The sequence below is a fragment of the Mesorhizobium sp. AD1-1 genome, assembly GCF_020164655.1.
Lineage (GTDB): Bacteria > Pseudomonadota > Alphaproteobacteria > Rhizobiales > Rhizobiaceae > Mesorhizobium > Mesorhizobium ciceri.
The window spans coordinates 29102-52102 of sequence record NZ_JAIUGP010000019.1; the positions used below are offsets into that span (position 1 = coordinate 29102).

Genomic DNA, 23001 nt, shown 5'->3' on the forward strand with positions numbered 1-23001 from the left:
AGGATTTGCCGGATGCAGATGGTCATTTTCGGTCTTACCGTCACGTCTTCATGGGGCAACGGCCATGCCACCTTATGGAGGGGACTGATCCGAGCCCTCGCCCGGCGCGGCTGGTCAGTTACCTTCTTCGAACGCGACACGCCCTACTATGCCGGAGCGCGCGATCTTGATCGCCTGAACGGCGGCAACGTCGTGCTCTACCCGGACTGGGAGGACATCCGCCGGGTCGCGGAGCAAACAGTCAAGCAATCGGATGTCGTTATCGTCACCTCTTATTGTCCCGACGCCGTGGACGCCTCGCGGCTGGCGCAGCAGGCAGGCCGCGGACTGCGTGTGTTCTACGATCTGGACACTCCGGTCACGCTTGCCCGCATCGAACAAGGTGAGCGTCCACCCTATTTCGGCCCTGAGGGTCTTGCCGATTTCGACCTCGTCCTGAGTTACACCGGCGGCTCGGCGGTCGACGCGCTGAAGACGGTTCTGGGTGCGCGCCATGTGGTGCCGCTCTATGGGCACGTCGATCCCGACCAACACCGGCCGGCAGAGAAGCGGGCCGAATTCGCCGGTGATCTGTCCTATCTCGGGACCTACGCGGCGGATCGCCAGGCCGGCGTCGAAAAGCTGCTGGTCCGCACCGCCGCGCGTCTACCGGATCAGCGCTTCATCATCGGCGGCGCACAGTATCCGCAGGAATTCCCGTGGGGCGACAACATCTTCTTCGTCAGGCATCTGCCACCGGCCGATCATCCGGCGTTTTTCTCATCCTCCCGACTGACGCTGAATGTCACCCGCGAGGCGATGGTGCAAAAAGGCTGGTGTCCTTCGGGCCGGTTGTTCGAAGCGGCGGCATGCGGGGTGCCGATCATAACCGACACCTGGCCTGGCCTGAGCAGCTTCTTCGAACCCGGCAGCGAGATCCTGCTGGCCCACGACACCGATGACGTGGTCGCGGCGCTCGCCTTGCCGGCAGATGAACTCGATGCCATCAAAACCCGTGCGCGCGAACGGGTTCTGGATGAACACACTTCTGCCCGGCGCGCGGCGGAGCTGGACCACATTCTAAACGACGCCTTTCAAAGATCTCCCCGCGAACCGATGATGGAAGCAGTCTGATGTTGGGCATTGTGCCCGCTGCCGGGCGCGGCAGCCGCATTCAACCGCTCGGCTTCTCGAAAGAGCTGCTGCCGGTAGGCAGTCGGATCGATGGACAGACGGAGCGTCCCTGCGCGGTGAGCGAGTACCTGGTGCGGCGGATGGTGCGCGCCGGCGTCGACAAGATCTGTTTCATCATCGGATCGGGCAAATCCGACATTCTCGAATATTACGCCGCCGGCTATGGTGACGCTGCGGCTCTGTTCGTGGTGCAGCCCAACCCTGTTGGACTTTGCGATGCGATTTTTCGGGCAGCGCCTCTCGTCGCGCCCGACGAGACGGTTTTGATTGGTTTGCCCGATACGATCTGGTTCCCCGAGGACGGCTTCTCCTGCCTGCCGGATAGTTCCCTATCGTTTCTGCTCTTCCCGGTGGACCGCCCGGAATTTTTCGATGCCGTGGTTCTCGACGAGGGAGATCGGGTGAAGGAAATTCAGGTCAAGCGGCAAGACGCCGCCACGAACTGGATCTGGGGGGCGTTCAAGATGCCGGGCCGGATCTTGCACCAACTCGCTGCACTCTGGCGTGAACGGGACCGGCGTGACGAATATATCGGCACCCTGATCAATGCCTATCTGGCTGCCGGCGGTGAAGCCTACGGTGTCAGGGCCGGAGTCTCCTACGTCGATGTCGGCACCTTCAACGGCTATCGCACGGCTCTTCGGCTGCTCGAAGAGGGCGTCGCATCCGAACAACGCCAAACCGCCATGCTTGTGGGTGGAGCACACCCGCATGTGCCTGTCGTTCCCGGCGAAGGAGCCTGACCATGCTGCATTCCCATGCCGAAATCCGCCGCCGTATCGATGCTCTCGGCCCATGGTTCCACAACATGGAACTGGCCGGTGTCGAAACCGCTCCCAACCATTTTCTCGGCAATTACCCGCTGATCAAATGGCGCAAATTCGCCGAGGCCATTCCCGCGGATCTGACAGGCAAGACGGTGTTGGATATCGGCTGCAATGCCGGCTTCTATTCCATCGAGATGAAACGGCGAGGTGCTGCCCGTGTCCTCGGCATTGATTTCGATGAGGCTTATCTGGCGCAGGCCCGCTTTGCCGCCGAGATCGCCAATTGCGAGATCGAATTCCAGAAACTGTCGGTCTACGACGTCGGCGCCCTGCGCGAAACATTCGATATCGTGCTGTTCATGGGGGTGCTTTATCACTTGCGCCACCCGTTGCTTGCGCTCGACCTTATCCGTGAGCATGTCGCCGGTGATCTGATGATCTTCCAGTCCATGCAGCGCGGCAGCACCGATCTTCCCGAGATGGAAGAGAACTATCATTTCTGGACGCATGACCTGTTCGACCGGCCGGAATTTCCCAAGCTCCATTTCATCGAGCACCGCTATGCCGACGACCCGACCAACTGGTGGATACCCAATCGAGCCTGCACCGAAGCGATGCTGCGCAGCGCCGGTTTCGAGATCGTTCTGCACCCTGAGCAGGAGGTCTATTTCTGCCGGGCCGCAGGCGACCCGGCCAGTGGCGGTCCCGTCTACCCCTCGAAAGGACAGCGCCATGATTGAAGCCGCGATGATCTGGAACGAGCCCAACAACAAATCGCATTGGGATCCCGAGCTCGACCCCGACTGGAGCCGCTTCGCCAGGATGGCAATCCTGGCGGCGGACGCAATCGCATCTGAAAACCCGGCTTTGACCAAAGTGCTCGGTGGCATCTCGCCGATAGACCCGGGATTCATCACCCGCATGAAGGAATTCGGCGTGCTGGATCATGTCGACGCCGTCGCCGTGCACGGCTTTCCGCTCGACTGGAACCTGTGGCAAATCCAGGAATGGCCGCAGAAGATCGGCGAGATCGCGACCGTCACCGACCTTCCCATCTGGGTCAGCGAAGTCGGCGTATCGACCTTCGGCGCCGAGGAAATCCAGGTCTGGGGGCTCAAGCGAACAGCTGAATTGCTGCTCGGCAATGCACCACGCGTCCAGTGGTACAGCCTCTACGATCTTCCGCGTGAATGGGAAGCAACGACGCGTCACCGCGAAGCCGAAGGCTCCTCTTATTACCGTCATTTCCATATGGGGCTGCTGCGCCAGGACGGCACGCCAAAGCCCGCGCTGGAGGAATTCCTGCGCTATACACCCGCAATGGGACTGGTGCAGTGGTTTCATTTCGAAGATCCGCGGCTGGACGACGCTGTCGCCTGGCTGAAGCGGCTGGGTGTCACCAATATGCGTACCGGGCTTTCCTGGGCGGACAGTTTTCGGCCGAATGCGCTGGACTGGTTCGACCGGCAGATGGAAGCACTCGCCGATTTCGACGTGACGGTCACCTTCTGCTTCACACCTCAGCATCGCGGAATGATGCCCCACCACACCAGCCCGCCACTGGTGCCGGAGGAGTTCGCGGAATTCTGCTCAACCATGATCCGCCGCTATGCGCCTGGCATGACATCCGCCTCGCTCCCCACGCGGCGGGCCTCGGCCGCGTGAAATCGTCATGCTGCCCATGCATCAGATGCCGGACTTCGCAACACCACTGACAGGTGGGGATGCGGCGCAGGGCACCGGGACGCAACCGGCCGCGACACTCACCGTCCTCAATGTCGCCTACCCTCTCGCGCCCGTCGGACCCGACGCTGTCGGCGGTGCCGAACAGGTTCTGTCGATGCTCGATCGGGCGTTGGTTCACGCCGGCCATCGATCTATCGTCATTGCTTGCCGTGGCTCCAGCACGAGCGGCACGCTTGTGGAAATACCGGCCGAAAACGGCATGCTCGACGAGGCGGCGAAGCGCCGCGCGCAAGAGGCCCATCGCAAAGCGATCGCCGCTGCCCGCGCCCGATGGCCCATCGATGTGGTTCATCTGCACGGCATCGATTTCGACGCTTATCTGCCCGACGATGGTCCGACCTTGGTGACCCTCCACCTGCCGTTGGATTGGTATCCGGCCGCGGCATTGCGCCCGACGCGTGGCGACCTCTGGCTTCATGCGGTCTCACCCAGCCAGCAGAAAACCGCGCCATCAGGCGCCAGGCTGACGGCACCGATTCCGAACGGCGTCGACATCCAAGCACTGAACCTGCCGCAGCCGAAGCGCGACTTTGCCCTGGTTCTGAGCCGGGTTTGCCCGGAGAAGGGCATTCACCTGGCGCTCGATGCAGCCAAACTGGCAGGCGTTCCGCTCGTCGTCGGCGGTAAGGTCTATCCCTACGAAACGCATACGCGGTACTTTCGCGACGAGGTCCAATCTCGCCTCGATGGCCGCCGCCGCTTCCTTGGTCCGCTCGGCTTCACCGTCAAGCGACGCTTTCTCAACGCAGCGCGCTGTCTGGTCATTCCGAGCCTCGCAGCCGAGACCAGCTCGCTTGTGGCCATGGAGGCCCTCGCCTGCGGGACCCCGGTAGTCGCCTTTCCAAATGGTGCGCTTCCCGACGTCATAGAGCACGGCAGAACGGGCTTTCTCGTCGACACGGTCGACGAGATGGCCCAAGCCATTCTTGCGGCGCCCAGCTTGGATGCCGAGACATGCAGGGCGGAGGCGCGACGGCGATTTTCGCTGGAACGGATGATCTCGTCTTACATGGATGCCTATCAGGCGCTGGCACAGCTTGGCACTGGTCGCCGGCGCTTGGCTGCGACGCCGTGAGCAAAGCGGTGCTGCGCTGCGAAATCATCGGTGACCCCGCGCAGTTCGACGCCTTGACGCCGCACTGGTGGAAACTGTGGCAGCAGAGTCCCTCGGCGACGCCGTTTCAATCTCCCGCCTGGCTGGTGCCATGGTGGCACGCATTCGCACCCGGTGAACTGGCGACAGTCGCGGTCTGGCGCGGCGGCGATCTGGTCGGGCTGGCGCCGCTCTATCTCGAGCACGGGACGGCCGGTTCGAAGCTGCTTCCGGTCGGCATTTCGCTCAGCGACTATCTGGACATCCTGGCTGTCCCTGGTATCGAAGCCGAGGTTGTCGGCATTATCACCGAGTCGATCTTCTCGATCGGGTGGGCGCAATGGATCTTGTCGGACTTGCCGCAGGACAGCGTCGCCCTTGCGATGAAGCATCCCGAGATGGATCGGCCGACCGCCCATGCCGCCTGCCCCGTGCTCGCCATCGCCGGCGACGAAACGCTGGCAGGCTGCGTCCCCGCAAGACGCAGACGCCAGTTGCGTCGGGCGCGCCAGGCCGCATCAAGATGCGGCGGGATTGCGCTGTCATCGGCATGCGGCAGTCCGCAAACCTTCCTCGATCAATTGATCCGCCTGCACAATGTGCGATGGGCCGAACACGGAGGGGGTATGTTGGCCAACCCCGCCGTCGAGCAATTCCATCGGCTCTCGCTTCCCTTGCTCGATGCTCATGGTCTGGTGCGATGCTGGCTGCTCGCGATCGATGACAGGACCATCGGTGCCTATTACGGATTTCACCACCGCGGCCGTGCCTACGCTTATCTGGGTGGGTTCGACCCTGCTTATGCCGAGGAGAGCCCGGGCGCGATCCTGATTGGCCACGCAATCGTGGAGTCGATCCGCGAAGATGCGCGCGAGTTCGATTTCCTGCGCGGCCAGGAGGCCTACAAATATGGCTGGGGCGCCGCCGACAGGTGGACGATGCGCAGGGTCTGGACGCGGAGTTGACCCATGAGTGTAACCGCACCGAAAGGCGCCCAGCGCCGGACATCGGTCAGGCTGGCGGTTGAAGACTGCATGGCCGACGGTATTTGCGCCGAAGGTGTTCTCGTCAGGCTGGCGCTCCACCTGCCGCCCACAATTGGGGCAGCGGAATTGGCGGAGGTCGTGCTGAAAGTCCGTCCGGCGGATACCGGCGACGCGGCAAGATTGCGGAAGGTCGCCGGACTGCTGCGCTGCAAACCAGACGTCTTTGCCATGTTGCGAGCGACGGGCGGCGCCGTTCGCCATGAGCGCAATGAGGACGAGACGAATGCCGCTGTCGTCATGCGGCTGGCGTCCAGCTTCGATGCCGCGGCAGCGATTTCGGGAGCCGCGAGTGTCCAACTGGCATCCCTCGGCGATGAGGAAAGGCTCACAGCCACGACCAACGAAATCGTCGCATGGCTGGAAGCCCGAGAATTCACCGGAAGGGAACGGAGCATTCTCGACATCGGTTGCGGCATCGGCCGTTTCGAGCGTGCGCTGTGCAAATCCTTCAAGCGGATGGTCGGTATCGATATATCGTCGCGAATGATCTCCATCGCCTCAGAGCAATGCGCCGCACTCGGCAATGTCGAGTTACGACAAACCTCCGGTCTCGATCTGGCCGATTTCGACGATGCCAGTTTCGATTGCGTGCTGGCGGTCGACAGCTTTCCCTATCTGGTTCTGGCCGGCATGGCAGAGCGGCATTTCGAAGAAATTGCGCGCGTTCTGAAACGGCCGGGCTGGCTCGCCTTGCTGAACTATTCCTATCGCGGATCGCTTTTCTCAGACCGCGACGATATCGGCCGTCTGGCGCAAGCTCATCAATTGCGGGTCCTCATCGACGGTGAGAAGCCGTTTCGATCATGGGATGGCAACGCTTTTTTGCTCGCTCGGTGAGACGGAACATTACAGCACGATGCCAGTTCGGACGTCGAGCAAAGGGCACCAACGAGTGTCCTCGATTCGAAGGAGGAGCGCGGGCTGGACGGCAATCGGATCAAGTCCGGAGGATTACGCCGCTAATCGATTGCCGAAGGACTGAACGCCACCGCGCGGGCCTGTGGTCCGCGGGGCGACCAAGGAGCAAGGAAATAAACCTGTGCAAGGGTCCGCCGGTCAGCTTCTCGGCGGTGGACACAGGCTTGTAATGCCGGGCGCTTATCACCACACTACGATCAAGGGACCGCTATCAAGAGAATGTGATGTCTCGTTCGAGCGACGATACCGCGGATCCGCTTGTCGAGATGGCGGTGGATCGGGAGATTGCCTCCCTGCTGGCAGCCATAGAGCAGGAAGAGATTCCGGACCGCCTCACCAAGCTGGCGATCGAATTGCAGAACGCGCTCGTCGAGAAGCGTCGGCGCGACGTGAACAACTGACTATCTGCGGCTGTCGACCTCGACGTCGAGCTGACCGTCCGACAGCTGGTTTCTCCTCTCCATCAATGTCTCCAGCGAACTCTCCCCTAGGAGTTCAAGGATGTTGGCGCGCGCACGGTTCAGGCGGCTTTTGACCGTCCCGACCGCGCAACCGCATATGTCGGCGGTTTCCTCGTAGCTCACTCCCAAAACGCCGATCAGCATCAGCACCTCGCGTTGGTGTTCAGGCAGTCTTTGAATGGCGCCGTGAACTTCCCTGCTCTGAACGGTCCATTCCTGGGTGGCTTCCGAAATTGGTCTCGAAGAGGCGCAGTCGAGCAGGCCTGGCGCCTCCCGGGCAGCGATCTTGACCCGGGTATAATAGGTGTTGCGCATGATGGTGAAGAGCCACGACTTCATTCGCGTACCGGGTTCGAACTTGTCGATGTTGGCGAGACCTTTGGTCAGTGTCTCCTGCACGAGATCGTCAGCATCGTCGGGGACGCGGCAGAAGGTGCGGGCGAATGCCCGCAGGGCGGGTATCAGGTCAACGATGGAAACTTCATTGGTTTCCTGGTCGGCCAAAAGGCAGCCTCCGGATGACAATGGTCCAGCTCCCAGAAGAAAGAGTGTGTGAACGCAGCCTCAGCTAAATGCATGGAAGTTTGGTTCGTTCCTCTTGCTGGAGACAACTCTTCACAATTCTTCGCGGGCGGAGATATCTGTCATGCGATCGGCGCATACCATCGCCGCAGCAGCGACGCCTCCTTCGACAGTGGTATCTACAGCGTCCGCTTTTTTACGGGAACAAAGCCGTTCACCGGCAGTTTGATGGCTTGCCACTTCAACCTTCCAGTATCGATCGAGGAGCTGTCATGGCCAAATCCGCTCGCCCCTCCGCTCGCCAATCGGCAAGTGGACTGGATCAGAATAGCGCGCGCGGAAATGGCGGCGAGTTGCACCAGATCGCGGGAGACGACACGCCTGTCCTTACCACGGCGCTCGGAACGCCTGTCTCCGACGACCAAAACACATTGCGGATCGGTGAACGCGGACCATCGCTGATCGAAGACTTTCACTTTCGCGAGAAGATTTTCCACTTCGACCACGAACGCATCCCGGAACGGGTCGTCCATGCCCGCGGCTATGGCGCGCATGGTTATTTCGAGACCTACGACTCACTTGCCAAATACACACGTGCCGACATTTTCCAGCGAGCTGGTGAAAAGACGCCGGCATTCGTTCGTTTCTCGACGGTTGCCGGCAACAAGGGCTCGTTCGATCTCGCCCGCGACGTGCGCGGCTTTGCGGTCAAGCTCTACACCAAGGAAGGCAATTGGGATTTGGTCGGCAACAACATTCCGGTCTTCTTCATCCAGGACGCCATCAAGTTTCCCGATCTGATCCACGCCGCCAAACAGGAGCCCGACCGTGCTTTTCCGCAGGCACAGACGGCGCACGACAATTTCTGGGACTTCATCAGCCTGATGCCGGAATCGATGCACATGGTGATGTGGATCATGTCGGATCGCGCCATCCCGCGTTCCTTCCGCTTCATGCAAGGCTTCGGTGTGCACACGTTCCGCCTCGTCAACGCCAAGGACGAATCCACCTTCGTCAAGTTCATCTGGAAACCCAAGCTCGGCATGCAATCGGTGGTCTGGAACGAGGCGGTCAAGATCAACGGCGCCGATCCCGACTTCCATCGCCGCGATCTGTGGGAGGCCATACAGGCCGGCAATTTCCCGGAATGGGAGTTGACGGTGCAACTGTTCGATCAGGCGTTTGCCGACAGTTTTGACTTCGATATCCTGGACGCAACGAAGATCATTCCCGAAGAGGTTCTCGAACCAATTCCGGTCGGTCGGCTGGTGCTCGACCGGATGCCGGATAATTTCTTCGCCGAGACCGAGCAGGTTGCATTCATGACGCAGAATGTGCCGCCCGGAATCGATTTCTCCAACGATCCGCTTCTGCAGGGCCGCAACTTCTCCTATCTCGATACCCAATTGAAGCGGCTGGGCAGTCCGAACTTTACCCATCTGCCGATCAATGCGCCGAAGTGCCCGTTCGCCCATTTTCAACAGGACGGGCACATGGCCATGCGCAATCCGGCCGGTCGCGCCAACTATGAACCGAACTCATGGGGACTGGGACCGCGCGAGGATCCGCAGCGTGGCTTCCGTTCTTTCTCCGATGCCGAAGAAGGGCAGAAAGTACGTCTGCGCGCGGAGAGCTTCGCCGATCACTACAGCCAGGCCCGGCAATTCTTCAACAGCCAGACACCACCGGAGCAGCGTCACATCGCAATGGCGCTGACGTTTGAACTGAGCAAGGTCCAGGCGCCGGCGATCCGCGAACGCATGGTTTCGCATTTGTTGAACATCGATGAAACGCTGGCGACCACGGTCGCCGACAAGCTCGGCATCCGTGACATGCCCGAACCTGCCGAAGCCGCCGTTCCACCGCGCGATGACTTGCCGCCGTCGCCGGCGCTCAGCATCATCCAAAACGGGCCCGACAGTTTCGAAGGCCGCAAAGTCGGTGTCATGCTCAGCGATGGAGCCGATGTCGCGCTGTTCGAGGAACTTCGTTCCGCCATCGAAGCGGAAGGCGCGGTGATGGAGGTGGTTGCGCCCAAGGTGGGCGGCGCCGAAGCCGCCGACGGCACCCACATCGAAGCAAGGCACATGATCGACGGCGGTCCATCCGTTTTGTTCGACGCGGTGGTGCTGCTCCTCTCCGAGGCGGGCGCCGAGCTACTGGTCAAGGAGGCCGCTGCGAAGGATTTCGTGTCTGATGCGTTTGCGCATTGCAAGTTCATCGGCTTCACCTCCGGGGCCGAGCCGCTCCTGATCAAAGCAGGCGTCGCTCCCGATGCCGATGAGGGGCTGAGGCGGCTGGATTCGGCAGCTTCGGTAGCTGCGTTTGTGCAGTCATGCCACAAACTGCGGCTCTGGGCGCGGGAGGCGGCTGTCAAACTTTGATGCGATGGCGTCAGCTGTTTCCGTTGGCGCGTCCGCACTCTTTGGTTTGCCGCCAACCCAGCCGGCACCGCGGTCTACGAGCGATCTTCCTTGCTGGACGCTTGTCGCCGCTGCTTCTCCAGGACCTCGTCGGTCCCGACCAGCTTCTTTGCTCCGCCTGAAATGGTCGTGGACACCACCGAAGGCGGATCGCTCGCCGGAAAGGAATCCTCCAACCCCGCCTGCAGTTGGTCCTCGAGCGTGCGTGGTTCTTCGGACCGGCCGGGCGTTCTGCGCGTGTCGATCTTCTCCAGCGACTGTTTCTTTTTCGGCGAATCGTTGGCGTTCCGGACCAGGGCGTAAAGCTGCTCGATCGCGAGTTCCTTGATCGTTTCGAAATCGGCCCGATCGTCCTTGGCAGCCTCGATTTGATCAACCATGGCTTTCTCGAAGCGGTCGAGGCTGTCGCCTCCGCAGGCATGGGAAAGGCGCAACAGGGCTTCGTTCAGCATCAACGGAGCGAAATGTGCTGAAGCTTCAAGCCTGAGTTGCCTTAAACGGTCCGGAGTTGCGGCCTGCAACTTTGACATGGACAACCTCCTTTCTCCCACAAGCGTCTCAACGGGATTTGACCGCCGATGTTCCACCGTGCCTGAACATCTGTCATGCCATGCGAGCTACAGGAACCAGCTTGCCACCAATCCCGCCGACGCCGCAAAAATCGCCAAGGTCGTCACGCCGCCCAGGATGTTCGTGCTTGTGCTGTTGACCTTGTCGCCCATGATCTTGCGATTGTTGGTCATGATGAGGATGAGAAGCAGCAGCGGCGGCGTTGAAAATCCTTGCACGATGCCGGACCAGACGAGAGCTTTCATCGGGTTGAAGCCGAAGAAATTGAGACCCACCGCCACCAGCGTTATGACCCCGATCGCGATGTAGAATTTGGGAGCCTGCCGGGGTTTGGCATGCAGGCTATTCTTCCATCCCATCGCCTGGGCGAAATCGAAAGCAGCGCCAGCGGTCATGATCGGCACGGCCAGGAAGCCGACGCCAATTACACCGGCCGCAAAGAGAATGCCGGCAGCGTCGCCGGCAAGCGGCCGCAGCGCTTCGGCCGCCTGTGCCGCTGTCTCGATCTGCGTGTGTCCGGCCTTGTAGAGCGTCGACCCGGTCGAAAGGATGATAAAATACATGATCAGATTGGAGAACGTCATGCCGATCAGGATATCGCGGCGGGATCGGCGCAGTTCACCCTCGGTGGCGCCTTTGCGCTCTTCGAGGCTCGTTCGACCCTTGGCGATCTCCTCCTCCACCTCCTGATTGGACTGCCACGTGTAAAGGTATGCGGAGAGGGTGGTCCCGACGATGGCGACGAGGATGGACAGGTACTCTCGGCTGAACTCGATTTGTGGCAACAGCGTGCCACGCAGGACGGAAGCGGCATCCGGTTTGGCAAGCACCGCGGAGACCACATAGGCAAGCAGAGCCAGAGCCAGCCACCGGAACACGTTTCGGATCAATTTGTACGATCCGAGCACCTGCAGGGCAAAAATGACGACCGCAACGGCAGTGACGACCAAGGGAGCAGGCAGCGGAACGAACAGCACAATAGCCGCCGACATGGCGCCAAGGTCGGCGGCTGCCTCGATCGTGTTGCCAATCAGCACGCCCACCAGCACGGACCATAGCAGCCAACGCGGGTAGAAGTCCGATATGACCTGGAAAAGCCCGCGACCCGAAACCTGCCCAAGTTTGGATGAAAGGTAGACGACGAGATACATCATCGGCAGCGTGACAGGTGCCGTCCAAAGCAGGTCGGGGCCGAACCGCGCTCCGGCGCTTGCGTAGGTACCGATGGCCGAGCAGTCGTCATCGGCCGCGCCGGTGATCAGGCCAAGCCCAAGAGCCCGAACGACGCCGCCCCCATTTCGCCTGCTTTCCCTTTGGCCAGCATTCTCGGGCGGCTTGTTCATTGAAGGCGCGTCTTTACCGAGGCCACGCAAGAAATCATGACGAACATTCCAATCGGATGGCGATGAAGCGTTGCAGCTGCATTGAGATCGAGGTTCGAACCTCCGGTCAGGTTTTTTGTTCCTGGACACGGTCCCGGCCCGCGACGGCGGCGGAGCCGAACGTCAAAGCGAATGCTCCGTTTGCCTGAAGAAGAGAATGCATGTGTCAAAGCCAGTCCTTCAGGCGACGTGGCACAAAAGCTATTTCTTGAAGTCAGCGGCTCGTACTGCCGCCGATCACCATCCGCACGCCGAGGCCGATGATGAGACAGCCGGCGAGCCGCTGCTGCCAAAGCCTTGCGCGAGGGTGCCGCATGACCCATGCGCCGACCGCGCCCGATGCCAGGGCGTAGGCTCCCAGCACCAGCACACCGGTTATCTTCTGTGTTGCGCCAAGCAGCACCAGTTGCAACGTGACGGAGCCCCTATGCGGGTCGACAAATTGCGGCAGGAACGCAACCATGAACATCAAAGGCCAGGGATTGCTCAGATTGGCGATCATTCCTTCCCGGGCGGCGGCGAGCGGCCGCAGGGCCTTGATGTCACCTGTGGGAATGGTTGCCGAGGCTGAAAGCAGCAGCCGGAAACCCAGCCACATGATATAGGCCGCCCCGGCCCATCGAAGCAGATTGAACGCCACCGGCGAGGCGTGGACAAGCGAAGACAGGCCGAATGCAATCAGCGGAAGCTGCACCAGTCCGGCGCCCAGCGTCATGCCGAGTACCGTGAACAACGCCACGCCGCGCCCGTGTCCGATGCCGCGGGCCATCACCAGCATGCTGTCGGGGCCTGGCGGCACCTGCATCAGAATGACGGTTCCGACAAAAGCTGTCCACAATGAGAGGTCGATGGGCATCTCCTTTCGCGCCGCCGATGACATCAAAGCGGCCAGCCGTCACCGGGTTCCGGCGGCAAATGAAAATGTCCATCGCGAAGGACCTGCCATGAACCCGTCAGATGGAACGCGGTGCTGTCCTGGAAGTTGAAAAGCCGGAGCCGTTCCTGAACCGGTTTTGGAGGCCTGATCCGTGCATGAGCCGATAAACGCCTTCCCGCTCCCGCTGGATACGTCTCCGATGGAGGCCAGGCTTGCCGATGCAATCCCAAGGGATGGGAACCGCTGGCAGTACGAGCCTAAATGGGACGGATTCCGCTGCCTTGCTTTCAAGAGCGACGACACCGTTGACCTGCGCGCCAAATCCGGCAAGCCGCTCGGCCGCTATTTTCCGGAAATCACGGAGATCCTGCGTGACCTCAAGCGCGGGCATTTCGTCATCGACGGCGAGATTGTCATCGAGGTGGACGGTGAGCTTTCCTTCGAGGCGCTGCAGATGCGTCTTCACCCGGCACAAAGCGGAATCCGCAAACTGAGTTCGCAGACGCCTGCCAGTCTGATCCTCTTCGACATGCTTGCCAGGCCGGGCGGCGAGGTCATCACGGGCAAACCACTTGTCGAAAGGCGGCGAGCGATCGAGGACTTCGTGACCTCCTCGAACAGTCCGGATCTTCGCCTGTCGAAGTGCACTTATGATGCAGCGACGGCGGCTCGATGGCTGAACGGGGCCGGCCATGCATCGACCGACGGCATCGTGGCCAAAGTGCTCGACGAGCATTATCTGTGCGGCGAACGTGCGATGGTGAAGGTAAAGCCGAGGCGCACCGCCGATTGCGTTGTCGGCGGTTTCCGCTATCTCGCGGGTAGCCGTGAGGTCGGCTCACTGCTCCTCGGCCTCTACAATGACGACGGCAAGCTCGATCACGTCGGCTTCACGTCGACCATCGCCAGGACCGACAGAGGAGCGCTCACGCGCCGGCTGGAAGGGCTGCGGTCAGAGCCCGGATTCACCGGCAAGGCGCCCGGCGGCCCGAGCCGCTGGAGCACGGAGCGCAGCGGACAATGGGAGCCTTTGGAACCTGAACTGGTGGTGGAGGTCCGCTTCGACCACGTCACCGGCAATCGGTTTCGCCATGGCACCAAACTGCTGCGCTGGCGCCCCGACAAGGCGCCACGGCAATGCACGTTCGAGCAGATCGAATAGACCGCCCCAGGATGATCGCCCCAGAAACCTGTCACGATTTATTGCGACGAAGGAACCAACTCGGGATTCACCGGTTCGGACACCATCCACCCGGAGCTACCCTGACATGCCGAATGCAGCAGAAATTCTGATCGACACACTCGTCGCCTGGGACGTGGAGGTGGTGTTCGGCTTGCCGGGAGACGGCATAAACGGGGTCATGGAAGCGTTGCGGACGCGGCGCGACAAAATTGCCTTCGTTCAGGTCCGGCATGAAGAGTCGGCTGCCTTCATGGCATGTGCATATGCCAAGTGGACAGGAAAGCTGGGCGTGTGCCTTGCGACGTCCGGCCCCGGCGGAACACATCTTCTGACCGGCCTCTATGACGCCAAGCTCGACCAGGCTCCGGTGCTGGCGATTACGGGCATGCAGTTCCACGATCTGATCGAGACGTTCACGCAACAGGATGTCGATCTGACGCGCGTGTTCAACGATGTCTCCGTTTATAACGCCCATGTTGCCGATGCCGCGCATATGGAAAACGTCGCCAGCCTTGCCTGCCGAACGGCGCTGGCGCGCAAGGGCGTCGCCCATCTTTCGATTGCCAGCGACATCCAGGAGCAGGAGCGTGATCCGTCGAAGCGCTCCAAGCGCAATCGCCCGGCGCACACGCCGCAGGATATGTTCGCCGGTCACAGCGTACCGCTGGACGTTGAGCTCGACAAAGCCGCCGCCATTCTCAATGACGCTTCGCGGGTTGCGATCCTGGCCGGGCGCGGCGCCATCGGCGCGGCCGCCGAACTCGAACACACGGCGCGCCTGCTGCAGGCGCCTGTCGCGAAGGCTTTGCTGGGCAAGGCGGTGCTGCCGGACGACCATCCCTACACCACCGGCGGGATCGGCATTCTTGGAACCCTGGCTTCGCAAGAGGCGATGGAGAACTGTGACGCGGTGCTGATTATCGGTTCGACCTTTCCCTACATCGAATACTACCCGCAGCCCGGACAGGCCCGTGGCGTCCAGATCGACTGCGATGCGCAACGGATCGGCTTGCGCTTTCCGGTCGAGGCCGGCCTTGTCGGCGACGCGGCAGAGACATTGCGCGCGCTCAACCAGCGCCTGACGCAAAAGCCCTCGGATGAATTCCTGCGCCGTTCCCAGGAGACCATGAGAAAATGGCGCGAGATGATGCGGCAGTCGGAAGACATGCAGGCGCAACCATTGAAGCCACAAGCGATTGCCCGGGCTTTCGGACAAAGATTGGCCGACGACACAGTGATGGCCACGGATTCCGGTCAGAATACGGAGCTGGCCGCCCGCCATGTCGATCTTCGCAGCGGCCAGGCATTCGGGGTGTCCGGATCGCTGGCGTCGATGGCTTGCGGTCTGGCCTACGCCATCGCTGCCGGCATAGCGTTTCCCGGTCGACCGATTGCCGCTATCGTCGGCGATGGCGGCTTTGCCATGCAGCTCGGCGAATTCTCGACGGCGGTGCGCTACAAGATCCCGCTCAAGGTTCTGGTGATCAAGAACAACATGCTCAATCAGATCGCCTGGGAGCAGATGATGTTTCTGGGCAACCCGCAATTCGGTTGCGAATTGCAGCCGATCGATTTTGCTAAGGCGGCAGAAGCAATGGGCGCAAAGGGTTTTCGCATCGAGCGGCCCGATCAGATCGAGACGGTTCTCGACCAGGCTTTCGCCACGCAAGGCCCTGTCGTGATCGAAGCGCTGGTAGATGCCTATGAGCCGCTGATGCCGCCCAAAATGCCGGCAGACTACGCCAAGAACTTCCGCCAGGCCCTGCCGCGGACGCCGGGACACGAACGCATAGAAGAAAATATCGCCCGTGAGCCGGCGAAATCGATGATGGATGCCTAGAGGCGGCGCAGGGAGGTGGAACAGCGCGCCTCAGTGGCTTCATTCTGAATCTTTCCAGATGAACCCGCGCTCTTCCGGGTGACGGATGCGGATCATGAGCTTCGACGCGCTCTTTTCGACCTCGATTTGCTATGGCAACGGCGCTCCGCAGGCTGGTTGGACTCTGGCGCTACCCATCACATTGCCACTGGCGGCAATCCTTTTGCTGTATGTTGCCGGCGCTGGCCGGCTGTGGCGACGGAGCGGACGTGGACGTCGCTTGCGATCGCGGCAGGCCTTGCTGTTTGCTGCCGGCTGGTCCGTCCTGGCGTTCGCCCTTGTAAGCCCGATCCATGCATTGGGCGAACATGTGTTTGCGGCGCACATGATCGAGCACGAATTGCTGATGGCGGTCGCAGCGCCTCTGCTGGTTGCCTCCCGCCCGACGGCGGCGATGATGTGGGCCCTGCCGGTACAGCTGCGCCAGATATTCGGAGCGGCCGGACATGCAAATGCGCTTCGGGCGGTCTGGGCGTTCATCAGCCGTCCTGTGGTCGCGACCGTCCTGCACGGAGCCGCGATATGGATCTGGCATGTCCCGGCGCTGTTCGAGGCTGCCCTCCAGCAGGGCTTCCTGCATTATGCCCAGCACGCGAGTTTCCTCGGTAGCGGGCTTTTGTTCTGGTGGGTGCTGCTGCCTCGCCTTGGCCGCGAGCAGGCTTGCGGCAATGCCGTGATGCATCTTTTCTTCACCTCCCTCCACACCGGGCTGCTCGGGGTGTTGCTCGTCGTCTCGCCCAGGCTGTGGTATCCGGATAATGCGATCGGCTCGGATTTATGGGGGCTCAACCCGCTCGAGGACCAGCAACTTGCAGGCTTGATCATGTGGATTCCCGCCGGCCTGATCTATGGCGGAGCCGCACTGCTCCTGGTCGCTTTCTGGATTCAAACGAGCGGTCGGCGGCAACAGGCTTTCCAGCAGTTGCGCATCGTCTAACCCGCACCGCTTCGCGTCGGTTTTCAGCCGGGCGGTGTTGCCAAGCATCCTTTTTCAGTCAGCCGCGTTATGGCCTTGGCAACGATGGTGGATCCTTCATGGCGAGGTGCATGAGTCCGTTGGCCAGCTCTCGCAGGCTGACACGACCGCGAATGTCGCTTGCCCCCACATGTCCTAGGCAAATCTTGCCTGGCACCGTTCAGGGAACGGCCGCGCAACGGCGTTTGAGGGCGATCAGCGCAGCGCCGATATTGGCCTTGGCAGGATGCGGCGACAGGCAATCGGCCCTCCATGCACACGGTGCGAATGCCCGGAGAATCCTTGATCTGATCTGGCCCTTCACCGCAATCGCAGTGGCCACGTGGCTGCTTGTCATGTTGATCCTGGCGGCAGCGCTTTTGCGTCGTCGCCTGTCCGAGACAACGCGCTCGCCGCTCGAGATCGATTCTCGTCAGGAGCGCCGATTTACCCGCGCTGTCGGCAGCGCCATTGCGTTGACCGTTCTGGTGCTCATCATGATGACGATAGCGAGTTTTTTCGCCGGCAAATCCATTGCTTCGCTGAGTGGAACGGAAACGCTTGCCGTGCGCATCACCGGGCACCAATGGTGGTGGGAGGTCCGGTATCCCGGAGATGATCGGTCCCAATCGATCGTCACGGCAAATGAAATCCATGTCCCGGTTGGCGAACCGGTCAAGGTCGAACTCGATTCGCTCGATGTCATTCATAGCTTCTGGGTGCCGAACCTTGCCGGCAAGCGCGATCTCATTCCGGGCCGGCCGAGTGAGCTCACACTCGTCGCCGATAAGCCCGGCATCTATCGTGGCCAGTGTGCCGAATTCTGCGGCTATCAGCACGCCCATATGGCCATCACCGTCATCGCGGAAAGCCGCGAAGCGTTCGAAGCATGGCAATCCAGGCAAAACGCCGTAGCATCCGCGCCTGGCGGCGACGAAGAGCGCCGCGGCCAACAGGCATTTCTGTCCACCGGCTGTGCGCTCTGCCACACGATAAGAGGCACGCCTGCCAGCGGAACGGTGGGACCTGACCTAACTCATCTCGCCAGCCGACGCGCACTGGCCGCGGATACGCTCGCCATGACCCCTGGCGCGCTCGCCGCCTGGATCGCCGATCCACAGTCGATAAAGCCCGGCGCCAAGATGCCGCGCATTGCCCTTAGCGCCGACGATTTCAACGCGGTCGTCACCTATCTCGGAAGCCTCGAATGAGTGGCCTTGCGGGAAAGCCGGCCGAGCACACTCAGGAGGCCCTGAAAGGCATCCGTGACACCGGTCTCGAAGAGGTGAGACTGCGCGCCTTTCTGGCGCATGCCTGGCGAACGCCGAAAGGCTTCTACGGCTGGCTGGTCACGGTCGATCACAAGCTGATCGGACGGCGCTATATCGTGACGGCTTTCCTGTTTCTCATCCTTGCGGGTCTGTCAGCGCTCGCCATGCGCTTCCAGCTTGCCCAGCCTGAGGCCGGCCATATCGGTCCCGATCTCTACAACCAGCTGTTCACCATGCACGGCACGACGATGATGTTTCTGTTTGCCGTGCCGGTGATGGAAGCTTTCGCCATTTACCTGGTGCCGCTGATGATCGGCACTCGCAATGTCGCCTTTCCGCGGCTCAATGCATTCAGCTACTGGGTCTATCTTTCCGGCGGGCTGATGATCTGGATCGCCTTCGCCTTCGAAACCGGTGCGGATGCCGGCTGGTTTTCCTATGTGCCGCTCGCCGGACCCGAATATGGCGTCGGCAAGCGCCCCGATTTCTGGGCGCAGATGGTGACCTACACCGAAGTGTCCGCCCTCGCGGTAGCGGTCGAGATCATCGCGACAGTTTTCAAACAACGTGCCCCCGGCATGTCGCTCGACCGCATCCCGCTCTATGTCTGGTCCGTCCTCGTTACGGCTTTCGTCATCCTGTTCGCCATGCCGGCCGTGATGGTCTCGAGCACAATGCTGATCCTCGACCGCCTGGTCGGCACAAAATTTTTCGACCCCGCAGCAGGCGGCGATGCACTGCTGTGGCAGCATCTGTTCTGGTTCTTCGGCCATCCCGAGGTCTATATCATCTTCATTCCGGCGACCGGCTTCGTTTCCGCGATCCTGCCGACCTTCGTTCGCCGCCCGGTGTTCGGCTATCTCGGGATCGTGCTGTCGTTGATCGCGATCGGTTTTCTTTCCTTCGGCCTGTGGGTGCACCACATGTTCGCTACCGGCCTGCCGCAACTCGGCGAGAGCTTCTTCACCGCTTCCTCGATGATGATCGCCATTCCGAGCGGCGTTCAGATCTTCTGCTGGATTGCGACGATCTGGGGCGGCCGGCCGATCTTCGCCACGCCCATGCTTTTCGTTCTCGGCTTCATCTTCACCTTTGTGATCGGCGGCCTGACCGGCGTCATGGTCGCCTCGGTGCCGCTCGACCTGCAGGTGCACGACACCTATTTCGTGGTTGCCCATTTCCATTATGTGCTGGTCGGGGGCGCCGTCTTCCCCCTGCTCGGCGCCGTTTATTACTGGTTTCCCAAGATCACCGGACGCATGCTGTCCGAGAGGCTCGGCCGCTGGAATTTCTGGCTGGTCTTCCTCGGGTTCAATCTCACCTTCTTCCCCATGCATATTCTCGGTCTGCAAGGCATGCCGCGCCGCGTTTATACATATCCGCCGGCGAGCGGCTGGGGCGAGATGAACCTCTTCATCAGCCTCTCTTCGCTGGTGGTGTTCGCGGGCTTCGCGCTTTTCTTCCTGAATCTCTTTCTCAGCCTCCGCAACGGCCGCATTGCAGGAGACAATCCCTGGGGCGCGAGCACGCTCGAATGGGCGACGACGTCGCCGCCGCCCTCCTACGATTTTTCGCGGCTGCCCGTGGTAACTCACCGCGAACCGCTTTGGGCCGAGCCCGATGTGCTCCCAGTGGTCGAAGGTCTGCGTGTCGACGCCCGCGAGGTGCTCGCCGGCACGGTCGCCGATGCGATGCCGCAAGTAAGGGTACCATCGGCTGACAACTCGATCTGGCCGTTGCTGTCGGCCATCGCAGTCGGCGGCGCATTTCTCGGTTCGATATACACGCCGTGGGCGGTGGTCTGGGGAGCGATCCCGGTTTCGATCGGCTTTATCTGCTGGTTCTGGCCGAAAGGCGAACCGGAGGACGAGGAATGAGGCACCGCCCCGTCGCCGACGTCAGTCACCTGCCCACATACGATTTCGGGTCAGCGAGCCCGATGTGGTGGGGAACCCTTGCCTTCATTGCCCTCGAGGCAACCGGTTTTGCCTTGGCGATAGGCACTTACTTCTATCTGGCCGTGCTGGCCCGGCATTGGCCCATTGGGGCCCCTGCGCCAGATCTGCTGCCGGGGACGGCAGTACTGGTTATTCTGGTTGCGAGCGTCGTGCCCAACCACATGATCGAGGTTTGGGCACGTCGCCAGGACCTGGCGAAAGTTCGCCTTGGCATGGTCGTCATGTCGATCGTCGGCATTCTTCCGCTGATCGTTCGCATCTGGGAATTTCCGGCTCTGCGGATTTCCTGGGATCAGAACGCTTACGGATCGATCGTCTGGTTCCTGCTCGGGCTGCATACGACGCATCTCCTTACCGATGTCGGCGACACGATCGTCCTGGCGGTTCTCATGTTCACGCAAAAAGGCAAGGCAGGCCGCCGCTTCAGCGACGTCTCGGACAACGCCTTCTACTGGGACTTCGTCGTCGTCTCATGGGTCGTGCTCTATCTTGTTATCTATTGGGCTCCGAGGATGTGAGATGCAGGCGATCCGTACCGGCGTTTCCTGGGCAGGCCTGGTCAGCGGACCAGTTGCGTGGGCAATAACGCTGCAGCTCGATTATTCGATTGCATCCTGGCAATGCCATGCCGGCTTTCGTCCCACTGCCTTGTTCTCGTTGATAGGCGCCGCGGTCGCCCTGGCAGGCGCGCTGCTGTCGTGGCACGCCGTTCATGACCGCGGACATGGTACGGTTCCGCCCCGGAAGGCGCGCACGCGCGCATTCCTTGCCAGGACTTCCGTGGGCATCGGGGCGCTGTTCACGCTCATCTTGCTGGCGCAGCTGATGGCAGGGCTGATCTTCAGCGGGTGCGAACTGTGACGAGGTCAAAGACCCGGAGATTGGCCGTCCGCCGGTGCCCGCCTTGGCCTGCCGCGGGCATTCCATTCCCGGCCGTCACCTCCCGGGCGGTCGCGCTCGTCTTGGCATCGTTGGCGCTTTGCACTGAGCTGCGGGCGAGCGAAATCCAGAAGGGTGAATACCTTACCCGAGCGGCCGACTGCATCGGCTGCCACACGTCCAATCCGAGCCGCCCGTTCGCTGGAGGCTATCGCGTGCCGACACCCTTCGGCGACGTATACTCGACCAACATCACACCTGATCCTGACACGGGCATTGGACGCTACTCCGCGGACGAGTTCGTGCGGGCCGTGCAGAAAGGTATCAGGCGCGACGGAGCCGATCTCTATCCCGCCATGCCCTATGACAGCTTCGCCGCGATGAGCCGCGAGGACGTGCTTGCGATCCGGACCTACCTCCTGGCGCAGCCGCCGATCTCGCAGCCGCAGCCGCGAAACATCCTGCCTTTTCCATTCAACCAGCGCTGGACAGTTGCGCTGTGGAAGCTCGCGAACCTGCATACCGGCAGTTTCACGCCCGATCGGAACCGGACCGCCGCATGGAACAGGGGAGCCTACCTGGTCGAGGTGCTCGGCCACTGCGGTGCCTGCCACACGCCAAGGAATGCGACGTTCGGCATGGATGAAGACCACAAGCTTGCCGGCGGCACCGCCGGCATCTGGCAGGCCTTCAACATCACCAGCGACAAGATCGCAGGCGTCGGCGGCTGGAGCAACGAAGAGCTGTCTCGATTTCTCAAAACCGGCGCCGTTCCCGGGAAGGCTTATGCGGGCGGGCCGATGGCGGAAACGGTCATGAACAGCCTGCAACATCTTTCCGATGACGATATCCAGGCCATCGTCGCTTATCTCAGGGACGTGCCCGCCCAATCGGGAGACGAAAAGCAGCCGCGTTTCTCATGGGGTAACGCGGCCACGGCCGACGGCGATGCTGGAACCGAAGGGATGACGCAAGGCAGCGGGACCGCAGCCGGCGATGATCTCTATCGATCGCTCTGTTCGACGTGCCATGGGGCGAACGGAGGCGGATCGTCAGACGGATCCTATCCGTCCTTGACCCGCAACAGCACCCCCGGCGCGGCCACGCCCGAGGATGTCGCCATGACCATCCTTGAAGGCGTCAAAGCTGGCGACGTGGCGGGGCGTAAATCGATGGCGGCCTTCGGCGGCTGGCTGGACGATGGCCAGGTGGCAGCCCTTGCAAATTACGTCACCGCTCGGTTCGGAAATCCCGACGTCAGCGTTACCGCGGCCGATATACGCCAGATGCGAGCCGGCTCGACAACAGGCCAGACAATCATGGTTCTGGCGGCTCAATCACTTGTGGCGTGCGCCGCCGTGTTGATGCTTGGGCTGCTGCTTCTGCTGGCAAGGCGCCTGCGCCGTCGGACCAGTTCAGTGCGCCTCATGTCCGCGCATAGAGATAGGCGGTGATGTCGCGCGCCTCTTGAGGCGACAGATTTGTATTGGGCATGGCCGTGTTCGGGTCTACGTCCCGCGCTCTGCTGATCCAGCGCATCATCGCATCCGGGCTGGCTCGCGATGCCCCGATATATCCTCTTTCGACGACGCCCTGCAGGGAGGGACCGACGGTACCACGGGCGCCGGGCACCCCCGGGATTTCGTGACATCCGCCACAGCCGTTGCGGATCATGGCCGGGACGGCTCGTTGAGGGTCGCCGCCGATCGCCTGCACAAGCGTGGTTTCTCGCAGACTGTTGCTGCGAACCGATCCGCTGGCGAAGACGGCAAAACCGATGACGACAGCCGCCGATGCTCCTGCCAACCACCAGAATTGGGGCGGCGCTTGCTTGGCGGCCTGCCGGTTCATCTGCGCTTACCGCTCTCAGCGCTCAATGCGCTGCCGAAGCACTGGTC

22 protein-coding genes are annotated in these 23001 nt (G+C 61.6%); 17 read left to right on the forward strand and 5 right to left on the reverse strand.

What is annotated here, in order from left to right; translation table 11 throughout:
• The first annotated feature begins 12 nt into the window (after positions 1-12).
• The 8 genes from LB519_RS27515 to LB519_RS27550 all read left to right on the forward strand — a co-directional run bounded on the left by LB519_RS27515 (position 13) and on the right by LB519_RS27550 (position 7144).
• Complete coding sequence (locus tag LB519_RS27515) at positions 13-1113, forward strand: glycosyltransferase (protein ID WP_224621630.1); 1101 nt, start codon at positions 13-15, stop codon at positions 1111-1113.
• Complete coding sequence (locus LB519_RS27520; protein WP_024502357.1) at positions 1113-1916, forward strand: sugar phosphate nucleotidyltransferase; 804 nt, start codon at positions 1113-1115, stop codon at positions 1914-1916. Before LB519_RS27515 ends, LB519_RS27520 begins: the two co-directional genes overlap by 1 nt.
• Positions 1917-1918: 2 nt before the next feature.
• The gene (locus LB519_RS27525) at positions 1919-2680 is read left to right on the forward strand and encodes a TIGR04290 family methyltransferase (protein WP_013533206.1); all 762 of its coding nucleotides are present in this window, start codon (positions 1919-1921) and stop codon (positions 2678-2680) included.
• A complete protein-coding gene (locus LB519_RS27530; protein ID WP_063170148.1) occupies positions 2673-3605 on the forward strand; it encodes a hypothetical protein in 933 nt (310 codons plus the stop codon). Before LB519_RS27525 ends, LB519_RS27530 begins: the two co-directional genes overlap by 8 nt.
• 7 nt (positions 3606-3612) lie before the next feature.
• Positions 3613-4761 (forward strand): glycosyltransferase, encoded by a 1149-nt coding sequence (locus LB519_RS27535; RefSeq protein ID WP_224621632.1) that lies wholly within the window; start codon positions 3613-3615, stop codon positions 4759-4761.
• The gene (locus LB519_RS27540) at positions 4758-5744 is read left to right on the forward strand and encodes a GNAT family N-acetyltransferase (protein WP_064993464.1); all 987 of its coding nucleotides are present in this window, start codon (positions 4758-4760) and stop codon (positions 5742-5744) included. Before LB519_RS27535 ends, LB519_RS27540 begins: the two co-directional genes overlap by 4 nt.
• A 3-nt stretch (positions 5745-5747) precedes the next feature.
• A complete protein-coding gene (locus LB519_RS27545) occupies positions 5748-6662 on the forward strand; it encodes a class I SAM-dependent methyltransferase (protein WP_064993463.1) in 915 nt (304 codons plus the stop codon).
• Between the two features lie 305 nt (positions 6663-6967).
• Entirely contained in the window at positions 6968-7144 is a 177-nt protein-coding gene (locus LB519_RS27550; RefSeq protein WP_084015719.1) for a hypothetical protein, read from the forward strand.
• Here LB519_RS27550 and LB519_RS27555 read toward each other — a convergent pair whose 3' ends face one another.
• Entirely contained in the window at positions 7145-7708 is a 564-nt protein-coding gene (locus LB519_RS27555; protein ID WP_013533212.1) for a sigma-70 family RNA polymerase sigma factor, read from the reverse strand.
• Positions 7709-7998: 290 nt separating this feature from the next.
• On the opposite strand from LB519_RS27555, the gene LB519_RS27560 reads away from it, so the two are divergent.
• A complete protein-coding gene (locus LB519_RS27560; protein ID WP_064993462.1) occupies positions 7999-10110 on the forward strand; it encodes a catalase in 2112 nt (703 codons plus the stop codon).
• Between the two features lie 74 nt (positions 10111-10184).
• On the opposite strand, the gene LB519_RS27565 is transcribed toward LB519_RS27560, so the two are convergent.
• From LB519_RS27565 to LB519_RS27575, 3 genes are all read right to left on the reverse strand, one after another.
• Positions 10185-10679, reverse strand: a complete 495-nt coding sequence (locus LB519_RS27565) for a hypothetical protein (RefSeq protein WP_013533214.1) — start codon at positions 10677-10679, stop codon at positions 10185-10187.
• Between the two features lie 87 nt (positions 10680-10766).
• Positions 10767-12062 carry an Nramp family divalent metal transporter gene (locus tag LB519_RS27570; protein WP_224621633.1) on the reverse strand — a complete coding sequence of 432 codons (1296 nt, stop codon included), beginning with the start codon at positions 12060-12062 and terminating at the stop codon, positions 10767-10769.
• Positions 12063-12315: 253 nt separating this feature from the next.
• Complete coding sequence (locus LB519_RS27575) at positions 12316-12981, reverse strand: LysE family translocator (protein ID WP_245265305.1); 666 nt, start codon at positions 12979-12981, stop codon at positions 12316-12318.
• Positions 12982-13129: 148 nt separating this feature from the next.
• Between LB519_RS27575 and LB519_RS27580 the strand changes: the two genes are divergently transcribed.
• The 8 genes from LB519_RS27580 (at position 13130) to LB519_RS31365 (ending at position 22557) form a co-directional block, all read left to right on the forward strand.
• A complete protein-coding gene (locus tag LB519_RS27580) occupies positions 13130-14140 on the forward strand; it encodes an ATP-dependent DNA ligase (RefSeq protein ID WP_224621634.1) in 1011 nt (336 codons plus the stop codon).
• A gap of 106 nt (positions 14141-14246) precedes the next feature.
• Positions 14247-16001: a thiamine pyrophosphate-dependent enzyme gene (locus tag LB519_RS27585; RefSeq protein WP_224621635.1), complete on the forward strand. Its 1755-nt coding sequence runs from the start codon at positions 14247-14249 to the stop codon at positions 15999-16001.
• A gap of 94 nt (positions 16002-16095) precedes the next feature.
• Complete coding sequence (locus tag LB519_RS27590; protein WP_224621636.1) at positions 16096-16977, forward strand: cytochrome c oxidase assembly protein; 882 nt, start codon at positions 16096-16098, stop codon at positions 16975-16977.
• Positions 16978-17129: 152 nt separating this feature from the next.
• Positions 17130-18206, forward strand: a complete 1077-nt coding sequence (coxB, locus tag LB519_RS27595; RefSeq protein WP_411909265.1) for a cytochrome c oxidase subunit II — start codon at positions 17130-17132, stop codon at positions 18204-18206.
• Positions 18203-20143, forward strand: a complete 1941-nt coding sequence (gene ctaD, locus LB519_RS27600; RefSeq protein ID WP_224621638.1) for a cytochrome c oxidase subunit I — start codon at positions 18203-18205, stop codon at positions 20141-20143. The genes coxB and ctaD overlap by 4 nt, the downstream gene beginning before the upstream one ends.
• Entirely contained in the window at positions 20140-20742 is a 603-nt protein-coding gene (locus LB519_RS27605) for a heme-copper oxidase subunit III (RefSeq protein ID WP_013533222.1), read from the forward strand. The genes ctaD and LB519_RS27605 overlap by 4 nt, the downstream gene beginning before the upstream one ends.
• A gap of 1 nt (position 20743) precedes the next feature.
• Entirely contained in the window at positions 20744-21085 is a 342-nt protein-coding gene (locus LB519_RS27610) for a hypothetical protein (protein WP_063170140.1), read from the forward strand.
• 233 nt (positions 21086-21318) lie between these two features.
• A complete protein-coding gene (locus LB519_RS31365) occupies positions 21319-22557 on the forward strand; it encodes a c-type cytochrome (protein WP_164754757.1) in 1239 nt (412 codons plus the stop codon).
• Here the strand turns inward: LB519_RS31365 and LB519_RS27620 are convergent.
• Positions 22529-22954 (reverse strand): c-type cytochrome, encoded by a 426-nt coding sequence (locus LB519_RS27620; protein ID WP_224621639.1) that lies wholly within the window; start codon positions 22952-22954, stop codon positions 22529-22531. The two genes, LB519_RS31365 and LB519_RS27620, sit on opposite strands and share 29 nt — an antisense overlap.
• Between the last annotated feature and the right edge of the window lie 47 nt (positions 22955-23001).